The following is a 15541-nucleotide window of genomic DNA, read 5'->3' as shown; positions in this document are numbered from 1 at the left end:
TGCAAGAGGCGCGATCTTAGCTGGTCCAAGCCAGAGCGTTGCTTTTACCAAAACGGCCCCGGCATGGCGCGCAGGCCCACGCGCCAACATGCCACCGCACAAGACGTGGTGCATCACATTGCAACCTTCAGAACGATCAGAGCAGGATAAAGTCCTTTTTTCCATAGCCCCGACGGCGCGCGCAGACCTCATACCCCTCGCGGTCCCCATCATCATTGGTATTGCCCTCAATGGTTTGGAAAGAGCCGGCCTGCGCGGCGCTGACAAAGCCGACATGGGTCCAATCCGTTGAGGTCCGCCGCACCAGAAAGAGCGACCCCGCCGGTATACCATTCGCTTTCGCATCACGCTCCGCCAAAAAGCGACCCGCTTTTTTGGCTTGCGCGGCGAGGGTATCGCAGGAAAACGACCCCCTGATCGGAACGCTCTTCCCCAAGGTCTGCGCCGCCTGATGCATGCAAAAACTCGTGAAACCGGCACACCAGGCCCAGGGCCTTCCCTCGTTGCCTTCCATATAAAGGCGCACCCAAGGGCCGGCGTTTGCCCCGCCCACTTCCAGGGGGTGCTGCGCCAGATGCACCTTGGAAAAGGCCAGAGCGGTTTGAGAAAGCGTCATACCCGCCGTCACTGGCATCGACAGAACCGCAATCATGGGTGCCACCATTACCGCATGTGTTGCCTTGTCCACACTCCCCGTTACTTTGATACCTTGGGCCTGTTGAAAATCCTTGACCGCATCTTCGGTCACCCCGCCGAAATCGGCATCCACGGCGACCTGGTGATGATGAAGGCATAGCCATTCTTGAACACGTTTGGCGACCATACCGCGCTTGCCGCGCGCGACGGGGCCAGGAAATGTGATCTCATCGCGGATCCACGCGGAGAGTTTATTGAAACCATTATTAGAAATATGCATTTGAAATCCCTTTTCTGAATTGATTGGATGGGGTGAAGTCGAAATTGCGACCCACCGATTTTGCTGGTAGTGATCACGCCATGACGTTATCGCAGAAACCCTTGCTTTTGATCTCAGTGGTCGTGTTTTCGGCCCTCCTGTTGTGGTGGATCAACCGGTCCCCGGCCAGTTTGGAGACGCTGATTGAAAACGCGGCCTCCGGTAAGCTTGAGCGACCTGTGGCGATCGACGTCGATTTTCGCGGCAGGTTTGAGAATTGGCGTTTCATATGCGGCACGGTGACCGACCCTGATGGTACCCCCCTTGTCGTGGCACCCACAGGCCTCCCAGCACCGTATGAAAACAATGATTTTTGCGCTCTGTTAGATACCAAAGATGGCGGTGCATTGGTCGAATTCGATTTTGGCTCCACGGATATGCCCGCGATGGACTGGCTTGAACGGTATGATTTGGACCCGGCGATTTTGACACACGCCAGCGAGTGATCACCGCGCCCGCATGACCGGCGATGCGATCCAATAGGACGTGAGATCAGCGCGCCCCCGTTCACAACCCGACAGTGGCAAGTGCTGCATTGACGACTATGCTGATCAAACCCATACGGAATTGTTCAAGCTTCTGTTTTGCAATACCTTTCGCCTTGAGCGCGTTCAGCTCGGCCAGCCCTTCCAGACTTCTCAGCAACAGACTGAACTCATTTTTGCTCAAATGCCCCTGCGCCAGGGCCCTGGTCCATTTGGGCAGCTTGTCGCGCGCTAGTTCGATGAATTCCGCCGCATCCTGCTTGGCCGGTTCCTGCCAGTCCGAAAACAGGTTCTTGGCCAGATCACCGGCACCTTTTTGCACCGTTGCTCCAAATACATCCCATGCATCCTCTAAGTCTGGCATGCTCAACCCTCCCCGCTGCTGGTCGATCTACGACCGGTTTCCAATTCAATGATGCGGTCGAACTGAACGCTTAGGATTTCCGAGAATTCATCCACGAAAAACTGCCCCATGCGCTGGTTGGGTGCCTTGCGCCATTGCGCCACAAAATCGCCCAGCGATCCGCCATTGGGATCCACGATGATGGCCCATTGTTTGGCGGCGGTTTGCGACGCCTCCTTGCCGCGCCCCTTGGCAAATTCAAAAGCCGATGCGGCATCGATCAGCAAGGCATCCGCCATCTGCTCGTGTTTGGAATAGGGTTCGGTGCCTTTGGCCACCAACGCCAAACTGCGCGCCTTGAGCGATGTCGCCTGTTTGTAGGCTTCCGCAGAGTAAGGATCCGCCAGCCTCTCACAGCCGGCCAATACCATGAATGCCAGCCCGAAAATCCATAAAATATGAATCGGCAGCCGCAGGGAGTTCATCACGCAATACCTCCAACGTGCTTTGCACCGCTATAAAATAAGGGCGATGCGATCTGAAATCTTTCCAAAAAATATAAGTTTGGATGCTACCTAAAAGAGAACACACAGGCATTTGTGTCAAGGCTCGCGTTTTGAAGGGGTCAAAACCGCCCCGCTCGCTGGCACGAATGCAGGGTCGCAACCTTCATGGATCGCGATTTTCGGATGGTCGACTCTGTGATCGGCGAGGCTTGCCCCGGTAATCCGTTTGTCGTTGAGCCACCTTTGGGTGTCAAAGCGCAAATGTCTTGCGCCCCTCCCGTTGGGCTCAGACCGTCCCCCCGAGCGACCCCTCAAGCGCAACCATATCCTGCCCGCCCGCCATCAGGTCCTGCAACTCTTCCGGCGTGATTTCGCCGCGTTCTGCCGTGCCCAAAGTCTTGCCCCGGTTCAGCACGGTAAACCTGTCACCAACCGCCATGGCGTGGCGCACATTATGGGTGATGAAAACCACCGCGATGCCCTGCTTGCGCACCTTGTCGATGGTCGCAAGGACATTGGCGGTCTGGCGCACGCCCAATGCACTCGTCGGCTCATCCAGGATCAAGACCTTTGCACCAAAATGCACCGCGCGCGCAATGGCCACGGTCTGGCGTTCCCCACCCGACAATGTCCCCACGGCCTGGTCGGGACCGCGCAGATTGATGCCCATCTTCTGCATCTCCTCCATGGTGACGCGATTGGCATAGGCGTGGTCAAAGAAATCAATCGGCCCGATTTTGCGCACCGGCTCATTACCCATGAAAAAGTTGCGGCTAACCGACATCAGCGGGATCATCGCCAGATGCTGGTGCACCGTGGCGATCCCGGCGGCAATCGCATCACGCGGATCGGCAAAATCAAGCGGTTTGCCCTCAAAGATGATCTCGCCCGATGTGGGTTTATGCACACCTGACATGGTCTTGATGAAGGTCGATTTGCCTGCACCGTTATCGCCCAACAGGCAGTGGCATTCCCCGGCAAAGACGTCCACAGAGACCCCGGCCAAGGCAATCACACGCCCGAAGTGTTTTTCGATGTTCACCATTTGAATGATTGGATCGGACATCTTAGCGCTCCCCTGTGATGATGCGGCGGATATAGGTGTTCAGGATCACCGCAAAGAGCAGGATCACACCTAGAAAAACCCGGAACAGGCTCGATTCCACGCCTGCGAAAAACAGCCCCTGCTGCACCACCCCAAAGATCAGCGCACCCAGAGCCGCGCCGATGACCGAGCCATAGCCGCCCGTCAACAGCGCGCCGCCAATGACCACCGCGATGATCGCCTCGAACTCCTTGAGCAACCCGCGATCCGCCCCGGCGGAGCCGAATTCCATGACCTGACAGGTCGCAAAAACAGTCGCGCAAAAGGCGGTGAACATGAACATTGTGATTTTGACGCGGTCCACCGGCACCCCGGAATTGCGCGCCGATTCCGGATCACCGCCAGCGGCAAAGATCCAGTTCCCGAACTTGGTCCGGGTCAACAGAATGTGCCCGATCAGCACCAGAAACAGCGCCCAGACGATCAGCATCGGAATACCGTCGACAACCGGTTGACCCTGGCGTGTGCCGCGCTCGAACACATCGATAATGCCCGCATCGCCCAGCATTTGGAAAAAGCCACCAAATATCTTGGCCCCGAAGAGCGGCGCGAGCCAATCGCCCTCTGCTGCCTCGCGAATCCCGCCGATGATGGTTTTGCGCTCGAGGGTTTGCGGGATGAAGATCGTGAAACCGCGCAGGATGAACAGCGTGGCAAGTGTGACAATGAAACTTGGCAGGCCGGTTTTGACCACAATATACCCGTTGAGCGCGCCAAAGCCGACACAGATCACAAAGGTGATCAGGATCGCCATCCACATCGGGAATTCCATGGTCACCCCGAAAATGGCGATCATCATGCCGGCAAAACCGATCATCGAGCCGACGCTGAGATCAAACTCGCCCGAGATCATCAACAGGCAGGCGCCCACGGCGATGATGACAAATTGCGCGGACACAACCGTCCAATTCATGATGCCTTGGGCGTTGAACATGCCGCTGTCAAAGGCAAAGAGCAGGAAGAAGGTGAAGACCGCGACAGTGCCGACGATCCCGCCCAATTCGGGACGGATCAGGGCCTTGCGCAGGCCGGAAATTTCCTTGACGCGTTCGTCTGTTGCGGGGGCATCTGACATCTGAATGACCTTTGCGGGTTTATGTCGGGGAGCGGAAAAGAAGGGGCGACCCCCGCGTCATGCAGGGGCCGCCCGTTGGTGTGAATCAGCGGTATTGGCCCGCGAATTCTTCAACCTTGCCAAGCGCGTCTTTGGTCACGAAGCCGGGCCCGGAGTTGATATTATTGCCCGGCAGAACGCCGTAACGGTCATAGTTGGTCAGCACGACGACCGGCAGATAGGCTTGCAGGAAGGGTTGCTGATCAATGCCCCAATTGATGATGCCTTCCTTGATCGCGTTCACAATCTCGGTGCCCAGATCGAAGGTGCCGAAATAGATATCGCCCGCGATGCCCATTTCCTTGACGGCCGCAATGGTGGGGTCCGCAGAGGTCGGCCCCAGTGTCAGGATCGCATCCGTTTCAGGATTGGCCGTGAGATAGGCGATGACACGGTTTTTGATTTCCGACGGATCCTGGCCGGAATCGATCATGCTGTCGCCCAGATCCACGCCCAACCCATCGGCAAACCCGCGGCATCGCTCACCGACAACCGTGTTCGAGATCACGTGGTTGACGCAGACAAAACTGCCAATGCCATCACCCTTGGCGCGCAATCCGGCCGCAAGTCCCGCGTCATATTCGGGTTGGCCCACAAACATCAAAGCCCCCACTTCGCGCACCTGTTCGGGCGTGCCGGAGTTCATGATGATGACGTTGATCCCCTGATCCACGGCGTTTCGGATCGGTCCGCTGAGCACATCAAAATCGGCCAGCGTTGTGATGATCCCGTTTGGCTGGGACGCCGCCGCCTGTTCGATGATGCGCGCCATATCGGCCAGATCACCGGTCGGCGGGTTGCGATACTCAACCTCGACATCCATCTGTTCTCCGGCGAGCGCGATGCCGTTCTTGATCGTGTTCCACCAGCTGTCGCTGTCTGGCGCATGGCTGACCAGGATGTATTTTTCGCCTTCAGCGGCCGCGCTGGTGGCGGTTACGAAGGGTGCGGCGACAATGGCTGTGGCCAGCACCAGTTTCTTCATCAGTGATGTCATGTTTTCCTCCCAAGGATTATCGTTCTCATGGCAAAAGTGCGACCTCTGCCGCCTTTACGACTCATGATAAGCATACCTTAATATTTTTTGCAACCGGTTGCAAAAATACCCTTTGAAATTCATACTCTGGGCAGCCTATCGCAAGACAACAGGCCCAGAACACCGCAATGAACGGATAGAACGAACATGGCCATCACGTTGAAAGAGGTTGCAGAACGCGCCGGCGTTTCCCGCTCGGCGGTATCGCGCGCGTTTACCGATGGGGCGTCCGTGTCCGAAAAAATGCGCCGCAAGGTCGAAAAAGCCGCCAAGGAACTTGGTTATAGCCCGAATGCGCTGGCCTCCTCACTGACCACCGGGCGCACAAAACTGATCGGACTGGTGTCCAATAACTTCCACAACCCGATTTTCCTCCAGGTGTTTGATCTTTTTACGCGCGGATTACAGGATCGGGGCCTGCGCCCGTTGCTGGTCAATTTGACCGATGAAACCGACCCGGACGCCTCCGTGCGGATGCTGCGGCAATATTCCGTGGACGGGGTCGTCGTGGCCTCCTCGACGCTGTTGCCTGATTTTGCGCGCGCCTTTCGGGATGCCGGTGTGCCGGTGGTGCATAGTTTCGGGCGCTCTTCCAGTGCGCCGCAGGTGCATGTCGTCGGGATCGATAACGTCGAATGTGGGCGCATGGCCGCCCGCACGTTGATCGCGCGCGGTTACCGCAAACTGGCGTTTCTGGGCGGGCCGGAAAATGCGACCTCAACGCAGGACCGTTTCGCCGGGTTTTTTGAAGTCCTCAAGACGATGCCGGAAATCGACAGCAGCTCCTCTTTTGCAGAGGCCTATTCATTCGATGCCGGCCGCACCGAAATGCTACGGTTGCTCAAATCTGATCCGGCAGAGGCCTATTTTTGTGGCGATGATGTTCTGTCCATTGGGGTCTTATCCGCGATCAAGGACAGCCATCTGAATGTGCCGGGTGACATTGGCATCATCGGGTTGAACGACATGGAAATGGCGCGTTGGCAGAACATCAATCTGACCACGATCCACCAGCCCATCCAGCAAATCGTGACGTCTTCCATAGAGCTGATGGTCGCCATGCTGGATGAGCCGGACCGCTACCCGGAGGCGCGCATCTTCCCCTGCTCCGTGGTGGAGCGGGGGACATTGCGTCCCCTTATCTGAACATCGGCGGGCGCGCGTCAAGCCACGCGCCGTCTTGCTGGCCCGACGCCGCGACGGCGTAAACGGCGGCCATGGACCGCAACCCATCTTCGGCGCGCGGGTACAGGTTTGCGGCCGGGTCCATGGGGCTGCCTTCCTTTTGCGCGCGGATCGCTTCGGCCAGATCGCTGTAGATATTGGCAAAGGCCAGTGGCATGCCCTCAGCATGACCGACCGTGACACGGCTCGTGCGATCCGCTTCCGGGGACAGGTTGCCTTCACCGCGCTCAATGACCTGCAAACGCCCGTTCAGCGGCATGTGATACAGCTGATTGGGCTGCTCCTGCGCCCAACGCAACCCGCCGGTTTCGCCAAACACTTGCAGAGTCAAACCGTGTTGACGCCCTAGTGCAATGGAGGAGGTCCACAACCGCCCGACAGTCCCACCATCCATGCGGAAATTGACCATAGCGTCATCTTCGAGCACACGGACATCAATGCAGGACACCGTGTCTGCGCTGAGGCGCGTGACTTCCTGTCCGCAGACAAAAGACGCCATATGCATCGCGTGTATCCCGCAATCGGCAAATTGCGCGGACACCCCGACCTGTGCCGGATCATAGCGCCAGCGCACGCGCGGGTTATCCGCATCCGCCGCATCCGCGTGATGGCCATGGGCGAATTCCGCCTTGACCAGTCGCACCTTACCGATGTCGCCGCGCGCCACCATCGCCCGCATGTGACGCACCAGAGAATAGCCGGTATAACCGTAGTTCACCGCGCAGATTTTACCCGTGGATCGCGCGAGTTTAACAATCTCCTCGCCCTCCTCCACGGTCATGGTCATCGGCTTTTCGCAAAGCACGTTGAACCCGTTTTCCAGGAACGCCTTGGTGATCTCGAAATGGGTCGCATTAGGCGTGGCCACCGTGACCAGATCCACCCTGTCTGGGCGCGCCGTTTCCCCCGCCAGCATGTCTTGCCAACTCCCGTAGGCACGATCTGCGAGCCCCATGCGTTGCCCATATGTGATCCCCGCCTCGGGACGGTGATCCAACGCCCCCGCAACGAAATCAAACGCGCCATCAAGCCCCGCACCAAGGCGATGCGCCGGTCCGATCTGGCTGCCTTCACCGCCCCCGATCATTCCCCAGTTCAGTTTTTGCATACGCCGGTTTCCTTATTTAAAACCAATAGATTCAAGATATTCACGGTTCGCCCGGGCATCCCCAACGGGGTCAGGGTCCAGCATCGGATCGCAATCCTGCTCAACCGTGCACCAGCCCTCAAACCCCGCATCAAGCAACACCTGACGCACAGCGGGAAAATCAACATCCCCCTGCCCCAGATTGCAAAAAATCTCCTGCCCGCAGGCATCATAAAATCCGGTTCGCTTGGCGATCACATCCGCTTTGACGGTCGGGTCAATATCCTTGAAATGCATATAGGAAATGCGCGTTATATGCCGTTTCATAAAGGCAACCGGATCAAAACCCGCGTAGGAATGATGCCCGGTATCAAAGCAAATTTTCAGGATGTTTTCATCCACCTCATCCAGCAAGCGTTCCAGTTCCGGTTCAAAATCGATGAAGCCCCCAGCATGGGCGTGAATACCCACGCTCAGGCCATATTCCTCCGCTCCCATCCGCGCGATTGTTGCGATCCGGTCGCGGTAGGCGGCCCATTCCGCGGCCTCCATCTGTTCCGCCTCAGACACACGACCAGCGGTCGGCGCTCGGCGCGGTGAAATCGAATCGATCAACACCAGATGCCGCGCCCCATGCGCGCTCAGCGCCTTGCAGGTCCTTGTCGCACCATCCAGCACATCCGCCCAGGCCTCGACCTCATGAAACGGGCGAAACACCACGCCACCGATTAATTCAAGACCGTTTTCGGCCAGTGCATCGCCCAAAATTGCCGGGTCTTCCGGCATAAAGCCCACAGGCCCCAGTTCGATGCCCTTATACCCCGCCGCCGCGCAGTCCTTGAGCACCGATTGCCAAGACGGGTTACGCGGATCATCCGCAAATTCGACCCCCCACGAGCAGGGTGCATTGCCAATTCTGATTGTCATCTGGAGACCTTTCCTCCGCCTATACCGATTAAATATTTTGCCAGGATTGTGCCCGCGCCGAGCGAAATGCCGCATCAATCACACAATTCACGTCATGCCCATCCTGAAACGTGGGCCAGAGGTTTTCGCCCGTTTCAATCGCGTGCAGAAAATCACGCGCCTCAATGATGATCTGATCCTGATAGCCCGTCCCATGCCCGGGTCCCTGGCAAAACGGCAGATAATCGGGATGCGCCGGACCGGTCAGAATCTTGGTGAACCCGCGCCCCGCTTCAGGTCCCTCCATCCGGTAAAGCCAGATCGCATTCTGATCTTCCTGATCGAACCGAATAGCACCTTTTGTGCCCGATATTTCATAGGCATAGCCCATCTTGCGCCCCGTGGCGATGCGGCTGAAATACATCTGCCCCATCGCTCCATTGGCAAAACGACACATCATCTGCGCGTGGTCATCATTATCGACTGCACCGCCCGGACGGGTTTTATGGACGGTTTCAATCTCGGCCATGACCCGCGTGACCGGCCCCATCAAGGCCAGCGCCGCATTGACCATATGCGGGGCCAGATCGCCCATTGTGCCATTGGCGCGACCCTGGGTGCGCCAGGTCGCGGGCGTGTCGGGATCGGCGTAAAAATCCTCAGTATGCTCACCGCGAAACCAGGTGATATCGCCAATGTCGCCTTGTGCGATCAACTGGCGGGCAAACTGGCTGGCCGGGGTGCGAATGTAATTGAACCCGACCATGTTGACCACGCCCGCAGCTTGTGCGGCAGCGACCATCGCGGCACTGTCTTCAAGCGATGCCCCCAGTGGTTTTTCACAAAACACAGGCTTGCCGAGTTTGAAAGCGGCTTCGGCCACCGCACGGTGTGTTTCTTGTGGCGATGCGATGATAATCGCCTCGACCCGCGGGTCGTCGACCAGTTCCATCCAATCGCCCGTTGCGCGCTCAAACCCATAGGCCTCGCGATATGTATCAGCACTCGACCTCGAGGACGCGCAGACCATTTCCAATCTCGGACGCAACGTCGTATTGAACACCGCGCCAACCGCAGACATGGCCACCGCATGGGCCTTGCCCATGTAGCCACCCCCAAGGATACCAATTCCGATCTGAGGCACTGTGGGCTTCCCCCTATTTGGAAATTCAATTTGCAACCGGTTGCAAAATCAGTATCGTGGGATTCGAAATCCCGCAAGATGGTTTTATCCGCCTGTCGAATTTTCTGAGGAGGCCTTGGCTCAATGACATCCACATCAGACACCCTTCGCCTGACTACGGCGCAGGCCACCATTCGCTGGCTGGCCAATCAGTTTATTGAAGTTGACGGTGCGGAAATGCGCGTTTGTGGCGGCGGCTTTGGCATTTTCGGGCATGGCAATGTTACCTGTCTTGGCGAGGCTCTCTATGGCGTTCAGGACGCATTGCCGCTTTTTCGCGGGCAGAACGAACAGAGCATGGGGTTTGCCGCCGCCGGATACACCAAACAATGGCTGCGCCAGCGGTTCATGTTTTGCACGGCCAGCGCCGGTCCGGGCACGTCGAACCTGTTGACGGCGGCGGCATTGGCGCATGCCAACCGCCTGCCGATGCTTTTGCTGTGTGGCGATACGTTTCTGACCCGCCTGCCCGACCCGGTGTTGCAACAGATGGAGAACTTTGGCGATCCGACCTTGGGCGTGAATGACGCCTTCAGGCCCGTGTCGCGCTACTGGGATCGGATCACGCATCCCGCACAAATCATCCAATCGCTGCCCGCCGCCCTTGCGACCCTGCTCGATCCGGCGGATTGCGGCCCAGCCTTCCTGGGCCTGCCGCAGGATGTACAGGGGTGGGTCTATGACTATCCAGCTGTTTTCTTTGAGAAGAAGGTGCACCGTATCCGGCGGCTGACCCCTGATCCGGCGGAAATCGCGGATGCGGTTGAGCTGCTGAAATCCGCCAAACGCCCGATAATCATCGCCGGGGGGGGCGTGCAATATTCCCGCGCGGTGGCTGAGTTGACGCAATTTGCTGAGGCGCATCACATCCCGGTCGTTGAAACCATTGCCGGTCGGGCCAACCTGCTGAACGATCATCCGCTCAACATCGGACCCATCGGCGTGACGGGATCAGACAGCGCCAATACCATCGCCGAGGCCGCAGACGTGATCCTTGCCGTCGGCACCCGCCTACAGGATTTCACGACAGGCTCCTGGACGGCCTTTGCCAAGGATGCGCGCATCATCTCACTCAATGCAGCCCGCCATGACGCTGCAAAACACCGCTCTTTGCCCATCGTCGGGGACGCGATAACCAGCCTTTTGGCGATGGCAAAAGGCCTCGAATACAAAACACCCCCCGATTGGGTGGCATTTGCGCAATCAGAACGCGTGAAATGGGACGCTTATGTCGCCGACAACGTGGCGCATGGCAATCGGCCTAATTCCTATGCGCAGGCGATTGGCGTGGTGAACGCGCTATGCGATCCGCGCGACCGGGTGGTTGCCGCCGCCGGGGGGTTACCCGCCGAAGTCACCGCCAATTGGCGCACCTTGGGATTTGGGACGGTGGATGTGGAATTTGGCTTCTCATGCATGGGCTATGAAATCGCCGGGGCCTGGGGAGCAAGGATCGCCCAGGTGGAGCGCGAGGCGGATAAGGATACCATCGTCTTTGTCGGCGACGGGTCTTATATGATGTTGAATTCTGATATCTATTCCTCGGTGCTCAGCCAGAAGAAATTGATCATTCTTGTGCTCGACAATGGCGGTTTTGCAGTGATCAACAAGTTACAAAACAACACCGGCAACGAAAGCTTCAACAATCTGATCGCGGATTGCCCGACCATTCCGGAACCCTTTGGCGTGGATTTTGAAGCCCATGCGGCAGCGCAGGGTGCGATTGCCGAAACGGTCTCCAGCCCCGCCGAATTAGGCGAAGCCTTCAAGCGCGCCAAGGCCAGCCCGCGCACCCATGTAATCGTTATGAAGGTGGACGCCTATGATGGTTGGACCACGCAGGGCCACACCTGGTGGGAGGTCGGCACGCCCCATGTCAGCGACAACCCCAAGGTGACGGCGGCGCACAAAGATTGGGAAGCCAGCCGTGACAAACAGCGAAAGGGCGTGTGATGACGCTTGAGGGGATCGCACAGCGTAACTTTCTGGTGGTTGGGCGCGTCGGCATGGACCTGTGCCCCGAGCCTGCGGGCACCTCCACGCGCGATGCTGAAACCATGGTCGTGGGCATGGGCGGCAGCAGCGCCAATATCGCCGCTGGGCTGGTGAAACTGGGCTGCAAGGCTGCACTTGTGACGTCCGTTTCCGATGACGCGGTGGGCTGGTATTGCGAGGGGCAATTGGATCGCTACGGCGTCGAGCGCACCTATGTGTCGCGCATCAGCGGCGAGGAACGCACATCGCTCGCGGTATATGAAACGCGCGTCGACAACCATCAAAGCGTGATCTATCGCAATAATGCCGCTGATTTCCAAATGAACCTAAACGATGTCGAAGCCGTGGATTACACCCGCTTTGGCGCTTTGATCACGGCTGGAACGGTCTTTGCTGCTGAACCCTCCCGCTCTGCCGCGTTCCGCGCCTTTGAACTGGCGCGCGCCGCAGGCCTGCCGATCATTTTCGACGTGGATTACCGCCCCTATAGCTGGCCCACCCCCGAGGTTGCCGAAGATGTGTTGTCACGTGCCGGTGCCCTGTCGGACGTCATCGTCGGCAATGACGAAGAGTTCGGCTTCATGGCAGGCGACATCGACAAGGGCCTCGACAAGGCGCGTGCCTTGGCCGCGACAACGGCGGCGATTGTGATCTATAAAATGGGTCACGCGGGCGCGATCACCTTTGCGGATGGCACGGAATTGCGCACCGGTATCTATCCGGTCCAAGCGGTCAAGCCCACCGGGGCGGGCGACAGTTTTATGGCCGGTTTTCTGGCTGGACTGTCCGAGGGGCGCGCGATGAAAGACGCCGTTTTGCGCGGGTCTGCCTGCGCCTCTATCGTGGTCGCAAAAACCGGCTGCGCCCCCGCCATGCCCGACACCAAGGGCCTCGAAGATTTTCTGGCCACACACCCCGGCCCCACAGAGAGCTAAAAGGAAACGCCATGCATATTGCGCCTTATGACAACCAGAACAAACCGATTGTCGGTGCGGATCACGACCTTGTACCGCTCAATTACTTCAATATCGTGAAGCTCAGGAAGGGTGAAGTGTTTGAATATGCTGTGCCCGGATATGAGACCTGCATCGTGCCTGCGACGGGTACTGTGGATGTCGATGTGGAGGGCGCGGCTTTTGCGAAACTGGGCAATCGCACGGTCGATGTCTGGGATGGCGAGCCCGAAGGCGTTTACGTCCCTGTGGGCGCGCGGGTGCGCATCACCTGCCTGAGCGATGCCACCGAAACCTTCATTGCGGGCGCGAAATATGACAAGGTGCTGGAGCCGTTTGACGTGCGCGCAGACGGGCTCGACAAGGTGCAATACGGCTCGGATGACACAAAAACCCATCGTAAAATCAAACATATCCTTGGCGCGAGCCATCACGACAAGGTTGGCCGTTTGCTGGTCAGCGAACTTTATACCGTGGGCCAAGGCGGCTGGTCTGGCTTTCCCTCGCATAAACATGACACGGACCGTTTGCCTGAAGAAACCCGCCATGACGAAACGTATAATTTCCGATTCAAACCGAACTACGGCTCGGGCGTGCAGATGTTGCAGCGCGAGGAAGGTAGAGCCGGGGATGCCTATCACATCGTCGATGGGTCAACGATCATGATCGACAAGGGCTATCACCCTTGCGCCGTTTTGCCGGGCTATGAGATGTATTATTTCACCATTCTGGGCGGTTTGTCACAGCGCAGCCTGAAGCAATATTTTCAGCCCACACATGCTGAACAACTCCACACCATTCCGGGCATCATGGATATGGTAGCGAAGTTCAAATGACACTGGCGACCCTCGCGGATGTGCTCCAACCCGCTCTGAAAAACGGCCATGCAGTGGCCGGTTTGGTGACCTTGGGCTGGGAAGATATGCGCGCCTATGTGGCCGCCGCAGAAGCCGAGGGAGTCCCCGTGATCCTGCAAGCCGGCCCGTCCTGTCGAGCGCACACACCCTTGCCGATCCTGGGGGCGATGTTCCGGCATCTGGCGGAATTGGCCAGCGTGCCCGTGGTGGCGCATCTGGATCATGGCTATACGATTGAAGAGTGCAAAATCGCGATTGAGAGCGGATTTACCTCCATCATGTTTGACGGGTCGCGCAAGCCGCTGGCTCAGAACATCGCGCAAACCGCAGCCATTGCCGAAATGGCGCATAAGGCGGGCGTTTCCTGTGAGGGCGAGATCGGTTTTGTCGGTTATGCGGGGGGTGAATCCTCCGCCGGGACGGACCCGGAAGAGGCCGCAGAATTTGCGCGCGACACGGGTGTGGATGCCATGGCCATATCGGTCGGCAATGTGCATTTGCAGCAAGATAAGGAAGGCGGGCTCGATCTGGATCGCATCCGCGCTATCGAGGCGGTGACAACCGTGCCGCTGGTCATTCACGGTGGCTCCGGCGTGCCGCTGGAACAACGCCGCCTGCTGTCACGCAGCTCGTCTGTGTGCAAATTCAACATCGGCACCGAATTGCGGATGGCCTTCGGTGCGGCCCTGCGCGTGGCGATAAACAGCGATCCCGACCGTTTTGACCGCGTGGCGATCCTCAAGGACACCCATGACCCGCTGGTCGCGGCCACACGCACGGTTTTGAAAGGGTTCAAAGGAGCATGACATGCTGAACATCGGGATTTTGGGGTGCGGGCGCATCGGACAGGTTCACGCGCGCTCGATCAGCCAGATCGACGCTGCAAGAGTGACCGCAGTGGCCGATGCCTTTGTCGAACCCGCGGAGGCGCTGGCCGCGAATACCGGTGCGCAGGTCTTGTCGCCCGAGGCGCTGATTGCCAGCGCGGATGTGGATGCGGTGATCATCGGCACCCCGACGGATACGCATTTCGACCTGATCCATGCCGCCGCGCAAGCGGGTAAAGCCATCTTTTGCGAAAAGCCGGTGGATATGTCCGCCGACCGTATCCGAACCTGCATGGCGATGGTTGAGGCGGCGGGCGTGCCCTTCATGACCGCCTTCAACCGCCGGTTTGATCCCAATTTCGCCGCGCTTCACGCCCGCATCATGCAGGGCGACATCGGGGATGTGGAAATCGTCACGATCCTGTCGCGCGATCCCGCCCCGCCACCGCTCAGCTATATCAAAAGCTCCGGGGGCATTTTCCGCGACATGATGATCCATGACCTGGATATGGCGCGTTTCTTATTGGGCGCGGAACCGGTCAGCGTTTATGCCGTTGGTGCCGCGCTGGTGGACCCCGACATCGGCGTCGTAGGGGATGTGGATACCGCCGCTGTGACTTTGAGTACGGCTTGCGGTAAGATTTGCCAGATTTCCAACTCGCGCCGTGCCACCTACGGCTATGATCAGCGCATTGAGGTGCATGGCTCCAAGGGCCTGCTGCGCGCGGAAAATATGCTCGAAAATACCGTTGAGATTGCCACGCACCATGGCTTCCAAAAAGCTCCCGCCCAGCATTTCTTTCTGGAACGCTACGCGGCAGCCTATCGGGCTGAATTGGGGCATTTTGTAAAAAGCGTCGCGGCGGGTGAACCAATCCTGCCGGGTATTCGCGATGGGCTGCACGCTCAGGTCCTTGCGGATGCCGCCGCGCAGTCTCTTGCAGAGAATACCGTCATAAAAATCGCGTAAGCCTCTGACGTGACAGCGCTTTCGGTGCATTGCA

Annotated in this window: 16 protein-coding genes; 7 read left to right on the top strand and 9 right to left on the bottom strand. The window is 58.3% G+C overall.

Annotated features, from left to right (window positions below):
- Positions 1-136 precede the first annotated feature (136 nt).
- Positions 137-916: a peptidoglycan-binding protein gene (locus ROLI_RS07915; protein ID WP_338469251.1), complete on the bottom strand. Its 780-nt coding sequence runs from the start codon at positions 914-916 to the stop codon at positions 137-139.
- Positions 917-996: 80 nt separating this feature from the next.
- Between ROLI_RS07915 and ROLI_RS07910 the strand changes: the two genes are divergently transcribed.
- Complete coding sequence (locus ROLI_RS07910) at positions 997-1401, top strand: hypothetical protein (RefSeq protein WP_187430852.1); 405 nt, start codon at positions 997-999, stop codon at positions 1399-1401.
- 61 nt (positions 1402-1462) lie between these two features.
- On the opposite strand, the gene ROLI_RS07905 is transcribed toward ROLI_RS07910, so the two are convergent.
- The 5 genes from ROLI_RS07905 to ROLI_RS07885 all read right to left on the bottom strand — a co-directional run bounded on the left by ROLI_RS07905 (position 1463) and on the right by ROLI_RS07885 (position 5505).
- Complete coding sequence (locus ROLI_RS07905) at positions 1463-1804, bottom strand: hypothetical protein (protein ID WP_187430853.1); 342 nt, start codon at positions 1802-1804, stop codon at positions 1463-1465.
- 2 nt (positions 1805-1806) lie between these two features.
- Positions 1807-2271, bottom strand: coding sequence for a hypothetical protein (locus tag ROLI_RS07900; protein WP_222869584.1), 465 nt, complete (start codon positions 2269-2271; stop codon positions 1807-1809).
- Positions 2272-2575: 304 nt separating this feature from the next.
- The gene (locus tag ROLI_RS07895) at positions 2576-3355 is read right to left on the bottom strand and encodes an ATP-binding cassette domain-containing protein (RefSeq protein ID WP_187430855.1); all 780 of its coding nucleotides are present in this window, start codon (positions 3353-3355) and stop codon (positions 2576-2578) included.
- Position 3356: 1 nt separating this feature from the next.
- Entirely contained in the window at positions 3357-4469 is a 1113-nt protein-coding gene (locus ROLI_RS07890) for an ABC transporter permease (protein WP_187430856.1), read from the bottom strand.
- 85 nt (positions 4470-4554) lie between these two features.
- The gene (locus ROLI_RS07885; protein WP_187430857.1) at positions 4555-5505 is read right to left on the bottom strand and encodes a sugar ABC transporter substrate-binding protein; all 951 of its coding nucleotides are present in this window, start codon (positions 5503-5505) and stop codon (positions 4555-4557) included.
- Between the two features lie 186 nt (positions 5506-5691).
- Here ROLI_RS07885 and ROLI_RS07880 point away from each other — a divergent pair, with 186 nt between their 5' ends.
- Positions 5692-6690 carry a LacI family DNA-binding transcriptional regulator gene (locus ROLI_RS07880; protein WP_187430858.1) on the top strand — a complete coding sequence of 333 codons (999 nt, stop codon included), beginning with the start codon at positions 5692-5694 and terminating at the stop codon, positions 6688-6690.
- Here the strand turns inward: ROLI_RS07880 and ROLI_RS07875 are convergent.
- Genes ROLI_RS07875 through ROLI_RS07865 form a run of 3 tightly spaced genes read right to left on the bottom strand, consistent with a single transcriptional unit; the run spans position 6683 to position 9866 of the window.
- The gene (locus ROLI_RS07875) at positions 6683-7837 is read right to left on the bottom strand and encodes a Gfo/Idh/MocA family protein (RefSeq protein ID WP_187430859.1); all 1155 of its coding nucleotides are present in this window, start codon (positions 7835-7837) and stop codon (positions 6683-6685) included. The two genes, ROLI_RS07880 and ROLI_RS07875, sit on opposite strands and share 8 nt — an antisense overlap.
- A 12-nt stretch (positions 7838-7849) precedes the next feature.
- Complete coding sequence (locus ROLI_RS07870; protein ID WP_187430860.1) at positions 7850-8743, bottom strand: sugar phosphate isomerase/epimerase; 894 nt, start codon at positions 8741-8743, stop codon at positions 7850-7852.
- Between the two features lie 28 nt (positions 8744-8771).
- Positions 8772-9866, bottom strand: coding sequence for a Gfo/Idh/MocA family protein (locus ROLI_RS07865; RefSeq protein ID WP_187430861.1), 1095 nt, complete (start codon positions 9864-9866; stop codon positions 8772-8774).
- 123 nt (positions 9867-9989) lie between these two features.
- On the opposite strand from ROLI_RS07865, the gene iolD reads away from it, so the two are divergent.
- The 5 genes from iolD to iolG are packed head-to-tail and all read left to right on the top strand — an operon-like array spanning position 9990 to position 15507.
- On the top strand, positions 9990-11858 hold the full coding sequence (gene iolD / locus ROLI_RS07860) for a 3D-(3,5/4)-trihydroxycyclohexane-1,2-dione acylhydrolase (decyclizing) (protein ID WP_187430862.1): 1869 nt from the start codon (positions 9990-9992) through the stop codon (positions 11856-11858).
- Complete coding sequence (gene iolC, locus ROLI_RS07855) at positions 11858-12835, top strand: 5-dehydro-2-deoxygluconokinase (protein WP_187430863.1); 978 nt, start codon at positions 11858-11860, stop codon at positions 12833-12835. Before iolD ends, iolC begins: the two co-directional genes overlap by 1 nt.
- Positions 12836-12846: 11 nt before the next feature.
- A complete protein-coding gene (locus tag ROLI_RS07850) occupies positions 12847-13689 on the top strand; it encodes a 5-deoxy-glucuronate isomerase (protein WP_187430864.1) in 843 nt (280 codons plus the stop codon).
- A complete protein-coding gene (locus ROLI_RS07845) occupies positions 13686-14516 on the top strand; it encodes a class II fructose-bisphosphate aldolase (RefSeq protein WP_187430865.1) in 831 nt (276 codons plus the stop codon). Before ROLI_RS07850 ends, ROLI_RS07845 begins: the two co-directional genes overlap by 4 nt.
- Before the next feature lies 1 nt (position 14517).
- A complete protein-coding gene (gene iolG, locus ROLI_RS07840) occupies positions 14518-15507 on the top strand; it encodes an inositol 2-dehydrogenase (protein ID WP_187430866.1) in 990 nt (329 codons plus the stop codon).
- The last annotated feature ends 34 nt before the right edge of the window (positions 15508-15541 follow it).

Origin of the sequence: Roseobacter fucihabitans (assembly GCF_014337925.2) — a bacterium.
GTDB lineage: Bacteria > Pseudomonadota > Alphaproteobacteria > Rhodobacterales > Rhodobacteraceae > Roseobacter > Roseobacter fucihabitans.
Note: the sequence above shows the minus strand (reverse complement) of the source record. Positions and strands in the feature narration are given on the sequence as shown.